Raw genomic sequence first — 15,965 nt, forward strand, 5'->3', positions numbered from 1 at the left:
ATGGGATTGATAAGATAAACAGTCGTGGTTGGCGAGGTGATTGAGCTGGTTTTCGGACTGATATCGACCTGGCCCGGACATGTGAATCGGCCCGCGTTGGCGGGCCCGTTCGGCGTTACTTGGACATCTTTTTGTATTTGATGCGATGCGGTTCAAGCGCGTCGGCACCGAGCGTCCGTTTTTTGTACTCTTCGTACTCGGTGAAGTTGCCTTCAAAGAATTCCACTTTGCCCTCATCCTGGTAATCCAGAATGTGGGTGGCGATGCGGTCCAGGAACCAGCGGTCATGGGAAATGACCATGGCGCAGCCGGGGAACTCCAGCAGGGCGTTTTCCAGGGCGCGCAGCGTTTCGATATCCAGGTCGTTGGTCGGTTCATCAAGCAGCAGAACGTTGCCTCCCACTTGCAGCAGCTTAGCCAGATGCAGACGGCCACGCTCGCCGCCGGACAGTTCGCCCACGCGTTTGCCTTGATCGACCCCTTTGAAGTTGAAACGGCCCACATAGGCGCGGCTTGGCATCTCGGTGTTGCCGATACGCATGATATCCTGCCCGCCGGACACCTCTTCCCACACGGTTTTGCTGTTGTCCATACTGTCGCGGAACTGATCGACGGAGGCCAACTGCACGGTATCGCCCAGCGTGATGGTGCCTGAATCGGGCTGTTCCTGACCGGACATCATACGGAACAGGGTTGATTTACCCGCGCCGTTCGGGCCGATGATCCCGACAATCGCCCCTTTCGGTACGGAGAAGGACAGGCCGTCGATCAACTGGCGATCGCCATAGGATTTGCTCAGGTTAGCGACTTCAATGACCTTATCGCCGAGGCGCGGACCGGGCGGAATAAACAGTTCGTTGGTTTCGTTGCGTTTCTGGTATTCCGTGTTGTTAAGCTCTTCAAAGCGGGCCAGACGCGCCTTGCCTTTGGACTGACGGCCTTTGGTCCCCTGACGAACCCACTCCAGCTCTTTCTCGATGGATTTACGGCGCGCCGCTTCGGCAGAGGCTTCCTGCGCCAGGCGCTGATCTTTCTGCTCCAGCCAGGAAGAATAGTTGCCTTCCCAGGGAATGCCTTCGCCACGGTCCAGTTCCAGGATCCAGCCCGCCACGTTATCAAGGAAATAACGGTCGTGGGTGATGGCGACCACGGTGCCTTCGAAATCGTGCAGGAAACGTTCCAGCCAGGCCACGGATTCGGCATCCAGGTGGTTGGTTGGTTCATCAAGCAGCAACATGTCCGGTTTTTCCAACAGCAGACGGCACAGTGCGACGCGGCGACGTTCACCGCCGGAGAGGGTGGCGACCTTGGCATCCCAATCCGGTAGGCGCAGGGCGTCCGCCGCGCGCTCCAGCTGGTTGTTCAGGTTATGGCCGTCATGGGCCTGGATGATCTCTTCCAGTTTGCCCTGCTCGGCGGCCAGTTTGTCGAAATCGGCATCGGGTTCGGCGTAAAGCGCATACACTTCGTCAAGCCGTTTCAGCGCCGTGACGACTTCGGCCACCGCTTCTTCAACTGATTCGCGGACGGTGTGCTCCGGCTTCAGTTGGGGTTCCTGCGGCAGGTAGCCGATTTTGATGCCCGGCTGCGGGCGGGCTTCGCCTTCAATGTCTTTATCAATGCCGGCCATGATGCGCAGCAGGGTGGATTTACCGGCTCCGTTCAGGCCCAGTACGCCAATCTTGGCGCCGGGGAAAAAGCTGAGGGAGATGTTTTTTAAAATGTGACGCTTCGGCGGAACAATTTTGCCGACGCGATGCATGGTGTAAACATATTGAGCCACGTTGCGACTTCGCCTCTTTCAGTCTGTGTTGTTATTGACATAATCGTTTATGCGCCACGCGGTGGTAGGCACGTTGGGCTTATTGCCGCTGAGGGAAAACAGCGGATCGATCATTCTGATCCCGGAGTGTAGCTGGTTTCCGTGTTTGATCCCAGCCATCCGGCTATTTGCTGTTGCCCGTATGCGAAAAAGGGCGCTGACATAAAAAAAGTGAGTTTGGTTTGGCATTCTCTTCCGATTGGCGTGTCGTAGTCTTATGTGATGTGCCACACTTAACGCCAGTAAACAAGTTCATGATGAGCTTGCCTGATGTGTTGCACGAGCGGTTTTGTGGTATACCCTTCATCTTTCTCTTGCCGCCTTCCTGCAACGCGAAACCTATTGGGTATATTGAAATTTTAGATTGTATGATATCTGCATCGATAACGGACGAGGTTAACGCGGGTTATGGTCAAAGCGGGTCATTGGTGGTACGTCATTGCGGCAGTATGTTTGGTGGGAGCTTCAAGCCATGTATTGGCGGATTCTCTGGACGAACAGCGTCAGCGCTATCAGCAGGTTAAGCAGGCATGGGATAATAATCAGTTGGATGCAGTGGCGCAGATTATGCCGACGCTGCGTAACTATCCGCTTTACCCTTATCTTGAGTACCGTTCGCTGACGCAGGATCTGAGTCAGGTCAGCGCTTCGCAGGTTAAACAGTTTATTGCAACGCACCCTACCTTGCCGCCGGCGCAAAATCTGAATACCAGTTTTGTCAACGAGCTGGCGCGTCGTCAGGATTGGTCGGGATTATTGGCTTTCAGCCCGCAGCCGCCGAAGCCGGTAACGGCGCGCTGTAATTTTTATTACGCGCAATGGGTGACCGGACAGCGTCAAGAGGTCTGGGAAGCGACCCGGAATATCTGGCTGACGGGACGTTCACTGCCGGCCGCCTGCGACAAACTTTTTACTGTCTGGAAACAGGCGGGCGAACAGACGCCGTTGACGACATTGGAGCGGATCCGCCTGGCCATCAACGAGGGCAATAGCGGATTGGTGGCTTATCTGGTCAAGCAGCTTCCCGACGATTACAAAACTATCAGCGATGCGTTGGTGAATTTGCAAAACAATCCGGAAACGCTCGAAAGTTTCGCTCGTACGATAGGGCCGACCGATTTTACCCGCAAGGTGACGCTGGCGGCCTTTAGCCGCGTGGCCCGTCAGGACGTTGATAATGCCCGTTCCATGCTGCCTGTGGTGGCGCGTTTGCAAAAAATGAGCGCGACGGAACGACAAACGATGGAGGAAGTCATCGCCTGGCGTCTGATGGGCAACGATGCTACGCCGGAACAGGCGATATGGCGTGATAACGTGGCGCAGCGCAGCACCTCGACAACCTTGTTGGAGCGGCGGGTGAGAATGGCGCTGGGTAAGGGGGATCGACAGGAGTTGACGACCTGGATGGCGCGATTGCCGACAGACGTTCAGCAGAAAGATGAGTGGCGCTATTGGCGGGCCATGTTGCTGCTGGATCAGGGCAAACGCCAGGAAGGCGAGGCGTTGCTGCGCGAATTGATGTCTGAACGCGGCTTTTATCCCATGGTGGCGGCACAAAAGCTGAACCAACCCTATCCAATCATGATAAAGCGCGCCGTCAGGCCGGATCGCGCGTTATCGCAACTGCCGGAAATCGCGCGAGTTCAGGAGCTGATGTTCTGGCAGATGGACAATCTGGCGCTCAGAGAATGGGTTGGGCTGGTAGCCAACAGCAGCGCGCCGCAGCAGGAGGCTCTGGCCCGCTATGCGTTTGAACAGCGCTGGCCGGATTTAAGCGTTCAGGCGACCATCGTCGCCAAGCTGTGGGATCATTTAGAGGAGCGTTTCCCCTTGGCCTGGAACGACGAATTCCTGCGCGCCACGCAGGATAAAGGTATTAGCCAGAGTTATGCGATGGCGATAGCCCGTCAGGAAAGCGCCTGGAATCCGCAGGCTCGCTCTCCGGTCGGCGCCTCGGGGCTGATGCAATTGATGCCGGCGACGGCGCAGCATACCGCACAGATGAGTAATATCACGGCATACAGCAACAGCAGCCAACTCTTTGATCCGCAAACCAACATCCTTCTGGGCACCAGCTATCTGGAGTATGTTTATCAAACGTTCGGCCGCAACCGTATTTTGGCCTCCGCGGCCTATAATGCCGGCCCCGCCCGGGTCAATACCTGGTTGAGATATAGCGCGGGACGTATTGATCCAGTGGCGTTTATTGAAAGCATCCCGTTCTCTGAGACGCGTGGTTACGTGAAAAATGTTCTGGCTTATGACGTTTTCTACCGCCACTTTCTGCATCAGCCCGACAAGGTGCTGACCGATGAGGAGTGGCAGCGGCGCTATTAAGCCTCCGTGCGATCATTCTTCACAACTTGTGTTATGCTGCCGTACTAGTTAAATAGTATGGCAGCCTGTTATGAATTCGTTATCTCTTACCGATCCCGCGCTCTCCGAGCAAGGAAATAATGACTGGTTAAGCTTTGTGACTTTGCTTCAGCAGTCAATGAATGAAGAGCTCCACCTGCCGTTATTGCAACTGCTGCTGACAGCCGATGAACGTACCGCACTGGCCACTCGGGTACGTATTATCCAGGAGTTGTTACGCGGCGAAATGAGTCAGCGTGAATTGAAAAATGAACTTGGCGTGGGGATCGCTACCATCACCCGCGGCTCCAATAGCCTGAAGTCCGCACCACCCGCGCTGAGAAAGTGGCTGGAGGCGCAATTACTCTCCGTAGATGAAGCCTCCAAAAAAGAGGGTTAATTTATTATCTGCACCGGCGTCTGATAGATTGGATTATGGAAAGGGACGAGCGCCAATAGCAGAGCCTGATGATAAACGCTGGTGCGCGATAGTTTCCCATTAGTGAACACGCCTATTGCGCCGCCTTGGTGTTTAATATTCTGAATTCCGGTCAGTCGCGCCATTTCATCGCCTAATTCTCTTCCCTCACGGATACCTTGTAATATACTTTCCGGCAGAACCAGGCTGGCAGAACGAGATTCGCCGCGCTGGTGGGGGTTTTCAATCACCATCCAGGCGAATGTCATGTGTTCTTCTATTCCTGCTTCAACACCGACCCAAAAATTAGCTTCCGGGCGCACCTGGCGGGCCATCATTACCCGGTTTCTGGCTCCGGTACGGGTTTCAACCGAGCCAAGCGGCTGACGTGGAACGCCGCTGTCGACGTCAACGCCTTCTATGCGGCAGTTGTCTGCACCAAAGACGTCTGTGAACGCCAAAGTTATTGCTTCAATTTTTGCCGGGTTGGTGGTAGCGGCTACAACGTGATACATAACGGTTTTATACTCTTTTAGTTAATTTGACGCAGTATAACGGAAAACAACCATGTTACAGGTATATCTTGTTCGCCACGGCGAGACGGAGTGGAATGTGGCGCGGCGAATTCAAGGGCACTCCGACAGTGCCCTGACGCCTCGGGGTGAACATCAGGCGCATCAGGTTGCGCAACGCATGAAAAACGCGGGCATCACGCATATCTTAACCAGTGATTTAGGGCGAACCCGCCAAACCACAGACATTATCGCTCAGGCGTGCGGTGACTGTCAGATAATCATTGAACCGGGTTTACGCGAGCTGAATATGGGGGTTTTGGAGACTCGTCATATTGATTCGTTGAGCGTGGAAGAAGAGGGGTGGCGTAAACAGATGGTGGATGGCACGCCTAACGGGCGGATCCCTGAAGGGGAGTCAATGGCGGAAATGGCGAAACGCATGCATGGCGTGTTGGAGCGTTGCCTGGCGTTGCCTGAAGGCAGTCGCCCGCTATTGGTCAGCCATGGTATGGCGCTGGGATGTCTGCTCAGCACGATACTCGGTTTGCCCGCCTGGGCGGAGCGCCGCCTGCGTTTGCGCAACTGCTCCTTGTCGCGCATTGATTATCAGCAAAGCCCATGGTTGGCTTCCGGGTGGGTTGTTGAGACAGCCGGAGATATTTCGCATCTGGATACTCCGGCTCTGGATGAAATACAGCGCTGAACATCCGCTTAACGTTGGATAGGAATAAGGTATTCACAGAGGATCGTTTCAGGCACGTCATCGTTGTCCTTGGATGAACGCTGGGGTTGAAAACGTTCTGCATCGTATCCTTTGCGTCGAACAAGCTGTAACGTGGGTAAACAGGTGTCATACAGCGTAATGATAAAATCCTGTAAGCCGTCCGGCGGCCCGTTGTAAATAAACAGGGCGTAATCTCCTCCGGGCAGGGTGATAGGCTCTCCCGGATAGATGCCTTCGGGAACATGCCGAGGCTCCAGCGCCGTGGTGTACAGAACGTGGTGCTCATCATCCTTATCTTTGTTGGGATGGGCGTGATGCAGGCCGTACAAGAGCGGCGGAATAGCGTTGGTGTTGGCGAGATATTGACGCCAGTAGTGAATGCGAATTTCCGTACGAAAGTTACAAATCTGCTCCAGGCTGCATTTGTACTCTTGTGTTACGCCAAGCAGCGGCATGTCCGGCAGCGTGATAAATTGCGGCTGCGGCAGCGTGAATTCACCCAGTCGGATCGGTGGATGAATGCCGAAGGTGTTCCAGTTATCGGATCGGCGATAGGATGCCGGTGTTTGCGCAAACTGCTTTTTAAAAGCCCGAGTGAAGGTCTGCTGAGAATCGAATCGATATTGCAAGGCAATATCCAGGATCGGTCTGCCGGTCAGGCATAGCGCCACGGCGGCTTTGGTTAACCGGCGTGCGCGAATATATGACCCAATGGCATGTCCGGTCACATCTTTGAACATTCTCTGTAAATGCCATTTTGAATAGCCTGCTTTTGCCGCGACATTATCAAGTGATAAAGGCTGGTCGAGATGACTTTCCAGCCAGTTAAGTAAATCACGTATTATACTGGCTTGATCCATAGATCTTCCTCATAAAACACACTGAGCGCTAAGCGTATAGATAGCAGCATCATAGCAATTTTTTTACATTGGCACTGCTTAAGATTTTGACGGCGGTCGACGGCTGTTTAAATGTTTGTCTCCCTGCCGGTTACCAAGTCTTACAAGTGCGCGGGATCGCTTCTGTTTGCCTTCCTGTATCTTGGCGTTTACTGGGTATAAATGGGTGTTGATAATTGATGATGCACAATCTGAGAAACGGAAATATGAATAAAAAGTTGGTAGTGGTTGCAGGCCTGCTGATGTTGTCCTGGGGTTCTGTTCAAGCCGAACAGATCGGTTCAGTCGATACCGTGTTTAAGCTATTGGGACCGGACCACAAAATCGTCGTGGAAGCGTTTGATGATCCCGAGGTCAAAAACGTGACCTGTTATCTTAGCCGGGCGAAGACCGGGGGTATAAAAGGCGGATTAGGGCTGGCGGAAGACACGGCGGATGCGGCGATTTCCTGCCAGCAGGTCGGGCCGATAGAACTTACCGATAAAATAAAAAACGGCGGCGATTCGGGAGAGGTCGTCTTTCAAAAACGTACGTCATTAGTGTTTAAAAAATTACAGGTAGTGCGGTTTTACGATCGGAAACGCAATGCGTTGGTCTATTTGACCTACTCCGATCGACTGGTTGACGGCTCGCCGAAAAACGCGCTGAGCGCCGTACCCGTGATGCCATGGTGAAGAGCCACGGTGGAAAATAAAACTGAAAACGATCGGCCGGCGGGAAAGGAAAGGGCCGAAGCAGAGAATATCCGCTTCGGCAATGGGATCATTCTTCCAGATCGCCGCAGAAACGGTAACCTTCGCCATGAATGGTGGCGATGATTTCGGGCGTATCCGCCGTGGACTCAAAGTGTTTGCGGATTCGGCGAATGGTAACGTCAACCGTACGATCGTGAGGCTTCAGCTCGCGGCCGGTCATTTTTTTCAACAGTTCCGCGCGGGATTGGATCTTGCCCGGATTCTCGCAGAAATGCAGCATGGCGCGGAATTCACTACGCGGCAGTTTGTATTGTTCGCCTGCGGGGCTAATCAGCGAGCGGCTGTTGATATCCAGTTCCCAGCCATTAAACCGATAGCTTTCAACCAACCGGCGCTCTTCCGTGCCGCCGCCGAGATTCATGGTGCGGGACAGCAGGTTGCGGGCACGGATCGTCAATTCACGAGGGTTGAATGGTTTGGTGATGTAGTCATCAGCACCAATTTCCAGCCCCAGTATTTTATCTACTTCGTTGTCACGACCGGTGAGGAACATCAGGGCTACGCTGGCTTGTTCGCGTAATTCACGGGCCAACAGCAAGCCATTTTTGCCTGGCAGATTAATGTCCATAATCACCAGGTTGATGTCATTCTCAGACAAAATATGGTGCATTTCTGCGCCATCGGTGGCTTCGTGAACGATGTATCCTTCCGCCTCAAAAATACTTTTGAGGGTATTGCGAGTTACCAACTCGTCTTCAACAATAAGAATGTGAGGCGTCTGCATGTTTGCTACCTAAAATTGCCAACTAAAATTATAAATATCGAAAGTACAGAAGTCGCTGTTATCATTGGAGTTTTAAAGATAAAACTCACCATCTCAAGCAACACGGACTAAAGTACGTAAATTCGTTCCTGGTGCACATTTCACCTGCCAAAAGATACGGCGGACAGATGATAGCGGCGTGGTTAACGGCACTCAAAGTGGCGCATAGTTTAACCTTATTAACAGCAACATAACAGTAAGCTCTGATTTTGCTTACTGATAAATATACGGTTCTGTTGACATATATCAAATTTCATTGTAGCACGTTAACTATTTTGTGAAAAACACTTATAGGATTGCTAGTTTAGGTCACAATTTAGCACTTTTTGTGAACGATTCAGCATAGTAAATGCTGATAGCAAGGGGCGGAACGCCTAATACAAAATAAACTTCATTAATTTATTGAAATTAAATAAGTTATCTTGTCATTGCCGCTGGTTGTCGGCACCGGATGAATATTCTGGCGTCAATCCGTTTTTCTTTTCAGTAACGGCATTATATTCGCTATTTTGTTGTTTTATTGTTAACCCTTAGCAGAGTTAACGATATTTTTTTTACCGTAGGGAGAGGCGTTGTCTCGGGGGGATTCCCGCCCGTTTCCTTTCGTGCCATCACGGCATGGCGCCTGACGCTGCCGAGGAGATATATGCGGTTTCATATTATTTTGGTTGAGCCGGCCCGGGCTGAAAATGTAGGCGCCGCGGCAAGGGCAATGAAAACGATGGGTTTTGACGGGCTACGTATCGTCGGCAGCCGCGTCCATCAAGAGCCAGCCGCCCGCTGGGTCGCGCATGGCTCCGGGGATATCCTGGACGCGGCGACAACATTTCCCTCGCTGGCGGATGCGTTGGCGGACATCGATTTTACCATTGCGACGACGGCGCGCAGCCGGGCCAGGTTTCGTTACTATTGCTCGCCTGCCGAACTATTGAACGTGATGCAGGAAAAGCAGGGTTGGGTGGAGTCCGCCGCTCTGGTTTTCGGACGTGAAGATTCCGGCCTGACAAACGAAGAGCTGGCGTTGGCGGATATATTAACCGGCATCCCGATGAAGGCGGATTACCCGTCGCTGAACCTTGGTCAGGCGGTGATGGTGTATTGCTATCAACTGGCGGAATTAATGCAGGTAAGACCCGATGCCGTCACGCCGCCGCCGTCCGGGCAGCTATCGGCCTTACGGCAGCGATTAGATCGGTTGTTGATCAATCTGGCGGTGGATGATGATGAGAAATTACGGGACTGGATTCATCAACGGCTGGGGCGTTTAGAGCAGCGGGATACGGCAATGTTGCATATGCTGCTGCACGACGTCGAAAAAGCAATATCAAAATAAAAAATCTTCAAACGGGTTAATCTCAGATGAATAAATTGATTTATTATTTTTTGCAAAAAATAATTCCATCCTTGCTGAGTGCCGTGGTTTATTTCTCTTTTGCCCGCTTTTGTTCGGCGTGATGAGAAAAAAGAAATCCGTTGACTTCAAGACGTGATTGCCCTTACTAATAGGGCAGTCAAATCTAAATTCACCAAGATAAGATTTTATAATGCGTAATATCAGCCTGATCACCACGATTATTACCACCACCATTACAACCAGTAACGGTGCGGGCTGACGCATACAGAAGAATCGAAAAAAGCCCGCACTTGATAGTGCGGGCTTTTTTTTTATGGCGAGCGATGCCTGCTTGCCACAGAGACATTCAAAAATGCTTGCGGCGTTTTTGGCGGCGGAAATTCAGGAGAAAAAATAAAAATGCGAGTGTTGAAATTTGGCGGAACTTCAGTGGCAAATGCGGAGCGTTTTATGCGCGTTGCCGATATTATCGAAAACAATGCGCGCCAGGGGCAGGTTGCCACCGTACTGTCAGCTCCGGCAAAAATTACTAACCATTTGGTGGCGATGATTGATAAAACCGTTGCCGGACAAGATTTACTGCCCCATCTTAACGACGCCGAAGCTATCTTCTCCTCTCTGCTAAAAGGCCTTGCGCAAACCCAGCCCGGTTTTGACGACGCTCGTCTTAAGGCGCTGGTGGATCAGGAGTTCGCGCAATTAAAACAGGTTTTACACGGCATCGCCTTGCTGGGGCAGTGTCCTGATAGTGTAAATGCGTCGATCATCTGCCGTGGCGAAAAACTGTCGATTGCCATTATGGAAGCGGTGTTTCAGGCTCGTGGCTACTCGGTCTCTGTGATTAATCCGGTGGAAAAATTGCTGGCTCAGGGGCACTACCTCGAATCCACCGTTGATATCGCCGAGTCTACGCGTCGTATTGCCGAAAGTGCGATCCCTGCCGACCACATCATCCTGATGGCCGGCTTTACCGCGGGCAACGACAAAGGCGAATTGGTGGTGCTGGGCCGTAACGGCTCGGATTACTCAGCTGCTGTGCTGGCCGCCTGTTTGCGTGCGGATTGTTGTGAAATCTGGACGGATGTCGACGGTGTTTATACTTGCGATCCGCGTCAGGTGCCGGATGCCAGGTTATTGAAATCGATGTCCTATCAAGAGGCGATGGAACTATCCTACTTCGGCGCCAAAGTCCTCCATCCCCGCACCATCGCTCCTATCGCCCAGTTCCAAATTCCCTGCCTTATCAAGAATACCGAAAATCCTCAGGCTCCCGGCACGCTTATCGGGATGGACAGCACCGACACGCAATATCCGGTAAAAGGCATCACCAATCTGAATAATATGGCGATGTTCAATATTTCCGGGCCGGGAATGAAAGGTATGGTCGGCATGGCGGCCCGCGTATTTGCGGCAATGTCGCGGGCGGGGATCTCCGTCGTCCTGATTACGCAGTCATCCTCCGAATACAGCATCAGTTTTTGCGTGTCGCAGAATGAACTGGCTCGCGCGAAAAAGACGTTGGAAGAAGAGTTCTATCTGGAACTGAAAGAAGGTGTTTTGGATCCGCTGGATGTGATGCAGCGTCTGGCCATCATCTCTGTGGTTGGTGACGGTATGCGCACGCTGCGCGGCCTTTCCGCCCGTTTATTCACCGCGCTGGCAAGCGCCAATATCAATATTGTCGCCATTGCCCAGGGCTCGTCTGAGCGTTCAATTTCGGTTGTGGTCAATAATGATATGGCGACCATCGGCGTTCGCGTCGCGCATCAGATGCTGTTTAATACCGATCAGGTCATTGATGTGTTCGTGATTGGCGTCGGCGGCGTCGGCGGGGCGCTTTTGGAACAGATCCACCGTCAGCAGCCGTGGCTGCGGCAAAAACATATCGACCTGCGAGTGTGCGGCATCGCCAATTCCAAGGCGTTATTGACCAACATCAACGGCATCCCGATGGATAACTGGCGCGAAGAACTGGGGAAAGCGCGTGAGCCGTTTAACCTGGGGCGTCTGATCCGTCTGGTCAAAGAGTATCATTTGTTGAATCCGGTGATTGTGGACTGTACGTCAAGCCAGGCGGTTGCCGATCAATACGCCGATTTCCTGGCGGATGGTTTCCATGTCGTGACGCCGAACAAGAAAGCCAATACGGGATCGATGAACTACTACCAGCAAATACGCAATGCCGCGGCACAGTCACGCCGCCGCTTCCTGTACGACACCAACGTCGGCGCCGGCCTGCCGGTTATTGAGAACCTGCAGAATCTGCTGAACGCAGGCGATGAACTGATCCGTTTTACTGGTATCCTATCCGGATCGCTGTCGTTTATCTTCGGCAAGCTGGATGAGGGCATGTCATTGTCCGAGGCAACGCGGCAAGCCAAAGAAAAAGGCTATACCGAGCCAGACCCGCGTGACGACCTGTCCGGTATGGATGTGGCGCGCAAGCTGCTGATCCTGGCTCGCGAGGCCGGTTATAAGCTGGAACTGGATGATATCGACGTCGAATCCGTATTGCCGGCCAGTTTTGACGCCTCCGGCGATGTGGCCGACTTTATGAGTCGTTTGCCGGCGGTAGACGATGAATTCTCCAGCCGTATCGCACAAGCGCGTGATGAAGACAAAGTGTTGCGTTATGTCGGGGTGATCGAGGATGGGCGCTGTAAAGTTCAGATCAGCGCGGTGGGCAGCAATGATCCGCTGTTTAAAGTTAAGGATGGTGAAAATGCGCTGGCTTTCTATAGCCGTTACTATCAGCCATTACCATTAGTATTACGGGGATATGGCGCAGGTAATGATGTTACCGCCGCTGGCGTATTTGCAGACTTACTGCGCACCCTGTCATGGAAGTTGGGAGTTTGATTATGGTTAAGGTGTATGCCCCCGCATCGATTGGTAATGTCAGTGTCGGATTTGATGTGTTGGGAGCCGCCGTTTCGCCGGTGGACGGTTCACTGCTGGGGGACTGCGTCTCCGCCGTCGCGGCGGATCGGTTCAGTCTGCGTAGCGAAGGTCGGTTCGTCAGCAAGCTGCCGGATGATCCGAAGCAAAATATTGTGTATCAGTGCTGGGAGCGTTTCTGTCAGGAGATTGGTGAAACCATTCCGGTTGCCATGACGCTTGAGAAAAACATGCCGATTGGCTCAGGGTTGGGTTCCAGCGCCTGTTCCGTGGTGGCGGGACTGATGGCGATGAATGAATTCTGCGGTAAGCCGCTGGACGATACCCGGCTGTTGACGCTAATGGGCGAACTGGAAGGGCGCATTTCAGGCAGCGTACATTATGATAATGTGGCTCCCTGTTTCCTCGGCGGCATTCAGTTGATGCTGGAAGAACAGGGGATTATCAGCCAGTCGGTTCCCGCCTTTGATGATTGGCTATGGGTCATGGCCTATCCGGGCATTAAAGTCTCGACGGCTGAAGCGCGGGCTATTCTGCCGGCGCAATATCGCCGTCAGGATTGCATCAGCCACGGCCGTTATCTGGCCGGTTTTATCCATGCCTGTCATACCGGCCAGGCTTCGCTGGCGGCTAAGCTGATGAAAGATGTAATAGCAGAACCTTATCGGACGAAACTGCTGCCCGGCTTTGCCGAGGCGCGGAAGGCCGCTCAGGATATCGGGGCGCTGGCCTGCGGTATTTCCGGTTCCGGTCCGACGTTATTTTCCGTCTGTAATGAGATGAGTAGCGCTCAGCGCCTGGCTGACTGGCTGCGGGATAACTATTTGCAGAACGATGAAGGTTTTGTTCATATTTGCCGTCTGGATACGACTGGCGCACGACTACTGGGATAATGCATGAAACTCTACAATCTTAAAGATCATAACGAGCAGGTCAGCTTTGCTCAGGCTATCAAGCAGGGGTTGGGACGTCAGCAAGGGCTGTTTTTCCCCTTGGAATTGCCCGAGTTCAGCCTGACGGAAATCGACGAACTGCTGAAAATGGATTTTGTTACCCGCAGCAGCCGTATTTTGTCCGCTTACATTGGGGATGAGATGTCTGATGAAACGGTATATCAACGGGTTAAAGCGGCATTTGCCTTCCCTGCGCCGGTCGTTTCTGTTACGGAAGATATTGCTTCACTGGAGTTGTTCCACGGGCCGACGCTGGCGTTCAAGGATTTCGGCGGCCGTTTTATGGCCCAGATGCTGACTGAAGTCGCGGGCGACAACAAAATCACCATTCTTACCGCCACCTCCGGCGATACCGGCGCCGCGGTCGCGCACGCGTTTTACGGCCTGGAAAATATCCGGGTGGTGATCCTCTACCCGCGCGGCAAAATCAGCCCGCTACAGGAAAAACTGTTCTGCACGCTGGGGGGCAATATTCATACTATCGCCGTTGACAGCGATTTTGATGCCTGCCAGGCATTGGTCAAGCAGGCTTTTGATGATGAAGAGCTGAAAAAAACCATCGGCTTGAACTCGGCCAACTCGATTAATATCAGCCGATTGCTGGCGCAGATCTGTTACTACTTTGAAGCGGTGGCGCAGTTGCCGCAGGAAGCGCGTAATCAACTGGTGGTTTCTGTTCCGAGCGGCAACTTCGGCGATCTGACCGCCGGCCTGTTGGCTAAATCCCTCGGCCTGCCGATTAAGCGTTTTATCGCCGCCACCAATGCGAACGATACCGTGCCGCGTTTCCTGAGCAATGGCGTGTGGGAGCCGAATAAGACCGTCGCGACCTTATCCAACGCCATGGATGTCAGCCAGCCGAACAACTGGCCGCGAGTGGAAGAACTGTTCCGCCGTAAAAACTGGCAGTTGAAAACGTTGGGCTTTGGTTCGGTAAGCGATGAAACTACCAAAGAAACCATGCATGAACTCGACGCGCTGGGCTATACCTCAGAGCCTCACGCGGCGATTGCCTACCGCTTATTGCGCGATCAACTGCAACCCGGCGAATTCGGGCTGTTCCTGGGTACGGCGCATCCGGCGAAATTTAAGGAAAGCGTGGAAGCGATTCTGGGCAAAGAACTGGCGCTGCCTGAAGCCCTGGCGAAACGCGCCGATCTGGATTTGCTGTCGCATAACTTCCCGAATGATTTCGCGACCTTGCGTCAGTTCCTGATGACGTTGCCGCAATAATCCTTGCTCTTCAAGGGCGGAGGCATCCGCCTTTCAAGTGTCTGGTTAAGTTGGTTTCTTCCATTCGCAATCCCCGCGCAGCGCAGGCGGGGATTGATTTTATCTGACTCTACGGCGCGGGAATGACGGAAAGGGAACCACAATGACGATCGGGGCCGCAGTTGTCATTGCTCATGGCGCTTAAACACCAGTTCTTGCGCGGAAGATTCTGCATCAGCAAAGAAATAACCATCCAAATCGAAGTCTTTCAACTGTTCTGGCTGCGTCAGCCGATTTTGAATAATAAACCGGCTCATCAACCCGCGTGCTTTTTTGGCGTAAAAACTGATGACTTTAAATTTACCGTTCTTCTCATCCAGGAAGACCGGTTTGATGATCCGGGCAGGCAGTTTTTTGGGATTGACCGATTTAAAATATTCGTCAGAAGCCAGATTAATCAGAATATCGTCGCCCTGTTCGCCTAGCGCCTGATTCAGCTTGTTGGTGATGGTATCTCCCCAAAAGCTATAGAGATCTTTGCCGGCCTTGTTGCTGAGTTTGATCCCCATTTCCAGCCGATAGGGCTGCATTAAATCCAGCGGACGTAAAACACCGTATAAACCTGACAGCATACGTAAGTGCTGCTGGGCGAAATCAAAGTCGTCTTCGCTAAAATCTTGCGCGGCCAAACCCGTATAGACATCGCCTTTAAAGGCCAGTAACGCCTGGCGCGCATTATCAGGAGTAAAGTCCGGGCGCCAGTCATTAAAGCGAACGGCATTCAGGCTGCCCAGTTTGTCGCTGATACCCATAAGCGATGAGATCTGCGCCGGCGTCAGTTTCTTACAAATGGAAATCAACTGGCTGGCGTGATCCAGTAATTCCGGCCGGGTATAGCGTTTTGTCGCTAAAGGACTGGTGTAATCAAGCGTTTTTGCGGGAGAAATAGTTATTAACATTCGCCATGTCCTATAGGGCTGATTTCAATGCCCTTACTATAGCAAGAACCAGATAAAAATCAGGCAAGAAAGCGGCGATGGCTATAACAGGGAACAGCAATCATCGGGTTAGTCATCGAGCGACAATAAAATAATTGGCTGATAGCAGAGTATTACGCCGTCTTTTCACCCGCTATCAGCAACATGCGCGGGGGAAGCATGAAGCATCGCGCACAGATTGACGACGCTGGCGAAAAGGCTATCTTGCGCCCGATTTCGCGCGTGTTATTATCAGATTCAGGCGAAATATAGAAAATGCTACCGGTTCATGCATTAGTACTCTACGCATAAACTAATCC

Annotated in this window: 14 protein-coding genes and 1 other annotated feature; of the genes, 9 read left to right on the plus strand and 5 right to left on the minus strand. The window is 52.6% G+C overall.

Annotation, left to right across the window (positions count from 1 at the left end; all coding sequences use genetic code 11):
* Window positions 1-115: 115 nt before the first annotated feature.
* Window positions 116-1,783, minus strand: a complete 1,668-nt coding sequence (ettA, locus tag ACN28R_RS22680; RefSeq protein WP_095835556.1) for an energy-dependent translational throttle protein EttA — start codon at window positions 1,781-1,783, stop codon at window positions 116-118.
* Window positions 1,784-2,230: 447 nt separating this feature from the next.
* Between ettA and sltY the strand changes: the two genes are divergently transcribed.
* Together sltY and trpR are read left to right on the plus strand one after the other, a co-directional pair.
* Entirely contained in the window at window positions 2,231-4,159 is a 1,929-nt protein-coding gene (gene sltY / locus ACN28R_RS22685; RefSeq protein ID WP_048637415.1) for a murein transglycosylase, read from the plus strand.
* 70 nt (window positions 4,160-4,229) lie between these two features.
* The gene (trpR, locus tag ACN28R_RS22690) at window positions 4,230-4,577 is read left to right on the plus strand and encodes a trp operon repressor (RefSeq protein ID WP_095835557.1); all 348 of its coding nucleotides are present in this window, start codon (window positions 4,230-4,232) and stop codon (window positions 4,575-4,577) included.
* Here trpR and yjjX read toward each other — a convergent pair.
* Window positions 4,574-5,110: an inosine/xanthosine triphosphatase gene (gene yjjX / locus ACN28R_RS22695; RefSeq protein WP_048637417.1), complete on the minus strand. Its 537-nt coding sequence runs from the start codon at window positions 5,108-5,110 to the stop codon at window positions 4,574-4,576. The genes trpR and yjjX overlap by 4 nt on opposite strands.
* A gap of 52 nt (window positions 5,111-5,162) precedes the next feature.
* On the opposite strand from yjjX, the gene gpmB reads away from it, so the two are divergent.
* Entirely contained in the window at window positions 5,163-5,813 is a 651-nt protein-coding gene (gene gpmB / locus ACN28R_RS22700; RefSeq protein ID WP_095835558.1) for a 2,3-diphosphoglycerate-dependent phosphoglycerate mutase GpmB, read from the plus strand.
* 8 nt (window positions 5,814-5,821) lie between these two features.
* Here gpmB and robA read toward each other — a convergent pair whose 3' ends face one another.
* Window positions 5,822-6,694, minus strand: a complete 873-nt coding sequence (gene robA, locus ACN28R_RS22705; protein WP_048637419.1) for an MDR efflux pump AcrAB transcriptional activator RobA — start codon at window positions 6,692-6,694, stop codon at window positions 5,822-5,824.
* Window positions 6,695-6,939: 245 nt separating this feature from the next.
* Between robA and creA the strand changes: the two genes are divergently transcribed.
* Window positions 6,940-7,407 (plus strand): protein CreA, encoded by a 468-nt coding sequence (gene creA, locus ACN28R_RS22710; RefSeq protein WP_048637420.1) that lies wholly within the window; start codon window positions 6,940-6,942, stop codon window positions 7,405-7,407.
* Window positions 7,408-7,495: 88 nt separating this feature from the next.
* Here creA and arcA read toward each other — a convergent pair whose 3' ends face one another.
* Window positions 7,496-8,212, minus strand: a complete 717-nt coding sequence (gene arcA / locus ACN28R_RS22715; protein ID WP_048637421.1) for a two-component system response regulator ArcA — start codon at window positions 8,210-8,212, stop codon at window positions 7,496-7,498.
* A 685-nt stretch (window positions 8,213-8,897) separates the two neighbouring features.
* Between arcA and ACN28R_RS22720 the strand changes: the two genes are divergently transcribed.
* The 5 genes from ACN28R_RS22720 to thrC all read left to right on the plus strand — a co-directional run bounded on the left by ACN28R_RS22720 (window position 8,898) and on the right by thrC (window position 14,689).
* The gene (locus ACN28R_RS22720) at window positions 8,898-9,584 is read left to right on the plus strand and encodes a tRNA/rRNA methyltransferase (RefSeq protein ID WP_048637422.1); all 687 of its coding nucleotides are present in this window, start codon (window positions 8,898-8,900) and stop codon (window positions 9,582-9,584) included.
* A 211-nt stretch (window positions 9,585-9,795) separates the two neighbouring features.
* Complete coding sequence (gene thrL, locus ACN28R_RS22725) at window positions 9,796-9,864, plus strand: thr operon leader peptide (RefSeq protein WP_072065937.1); 69 nt, start codon at window positions 9,796-9,798, stop codon at window positions 9,862-9,864.
* Window positions 9,803-9,918, plus strand: a sequence feature (Thr leader region). Its footprint overlaps the gene before it by 62 nt.
* A gap of 86 nt (window positions 9,919-10,004) precedes the next feature.
* Entirely contained in the window at window positions 10,005-12,464 is a 2,460-nt protein-coding gene (gene thrA, locus ACN28R_RS22730; protein WP_095835559.1) for a bifunctional aspartate kinase/homoserine dehydrogenase I, read from the plus strand.
* A 2-nt stretch (window positions 12,465-12,466) separates the two neighbouring features.
* Entirely contained in the window at window positions 12,467-13,396 is a 930-nt protein-coding gene (gene thrB, locus ACN28R_RS22735) for a homoserine kinase (protein ID WP_095835560.1), read from the plus strand.
* A 3-nt stretch (window positions 13,397-13,399) separates the two neighbouring features.
* Window positions 13,400-14,689, plus strand: a complete 1,290-nt coding sequence (thrC, locus tag ACN28R_RS22740; protein ID WP_048637425.1) for a threonine synthase — start codon at window positions 13,400-13,402, stop codon at window positions 14,687-14,689.
* A 164-nt stretch (window positions 14,690-14,853) separates the two neighbouring features.
* Here the strand turns inward: thrC and yaaA are convergent, their stop codons facing one another.
* On the minus strand, window positions 14,854-15,627 hold the full coding sequence (yaaA, locus tag ACN28R_RS22745) for a peroxide stress protein YaaA (RefSeq protein ID WP_095835561.1): 774 nt from the start codon (window positions 15,625-15,627) through the stop codon (window positions 14,854-14,856).
* Between the last annotated feature and the right edge of the window lie 338 nt (window positions 15,628-15,965).

This window comes from Brenneria goodwinii (assembly GCF_002291445.1).
Classification (GTDB): domain Bacteria; phylum Pseudomonadota; class Gammaproteobacteria; order Enterobacterales; family Enterobacteriaceae; genus Brenneria; species Brenneria goodwinii.

Excerpts from the sequence above, each read along its gene's own strand:
- sltY (WP_048637415.1), top strand. The coding sequence starts at position 2,231 with ATGGTCAAAGCGGGTCATTGGTGGTACGTCATTGCGGCAGTATGTTTG.
- trpR (WP_095835557.1), top strand. The coding sequence starts at position 4,230 with ATGAATTCGTTATCTCTTACCGATCCCGCGCTCTCCGAGCAAGGAAAT.
- yjjX (WP_048637417.1), bottom strand. The coding sequence starts at position 5,110 with ATGTATCACGTTGTAGCCGCTACCACCAACCCGGCAAAAATTGAAGCA.
- gpmB (WP_095835558.1), top strand. The coding sequence starts at position 5,163 with ATGTTACAGGTATATCTTGTTCGCCACGGCGAGACGGAGTGGAATGTG.
- robA (WP_048637419.1), bottom strand. The coding sequence starts at position 6,694 with ATGGATCAAGCCAGTATAATACGTGATTTACTTAACTGGCTGGAAAGT.
- creA (WP_048637420.1), top strand. The coding sequence starts at position 6,940 with ATGAATAAAAAGTTGGTAGTGGTTGCAGGCCTGCTGATGTTGTCCTGG.
- arcA (WP_048637421.1), bottom strand. The coding sequence starts at position 8,212 with ATGCAGACGCCTCACATTCTTATTGTTGAAGACGAGTTGGTAACTCGC.
- ACN28R_RS22720 (WP_048637422.1), top strand. The coding sequence starts at position 8,898 with ATGCGGTTTCATATTATTTTGGTTGAGCCGGCCCGGGCTGAAAATGTA.
- thrA (WP_095835559.1), top strand. The coding sequence starts at position 10,005 with ATGCGAGTGTTGAAATTTGGCGGAACTTCAGTGGCAAATGCGGAGCGT.
- thrB (WP_095835560.1), top strand. The coding sequence starts at position 12,467 with ATGGTTAAGGTGTATGCCCCCGCATCGATTGGTAATGTCAGTGTCGGA.
- thrC (WP_048637425.1), top strand. The coding sequence starts at position 13,400 with ATGAAACTCTACAATCTTAAAGATCATAACGAGCAGGTCAGCTTTGCT.
- yaaA (WP_095835561.1), bottom strand. The coding sequence starts at position 15,627 with ATGTTAATAACTATTTCTCCCGCAAAAACGCTTGATTACACCAGTCCT.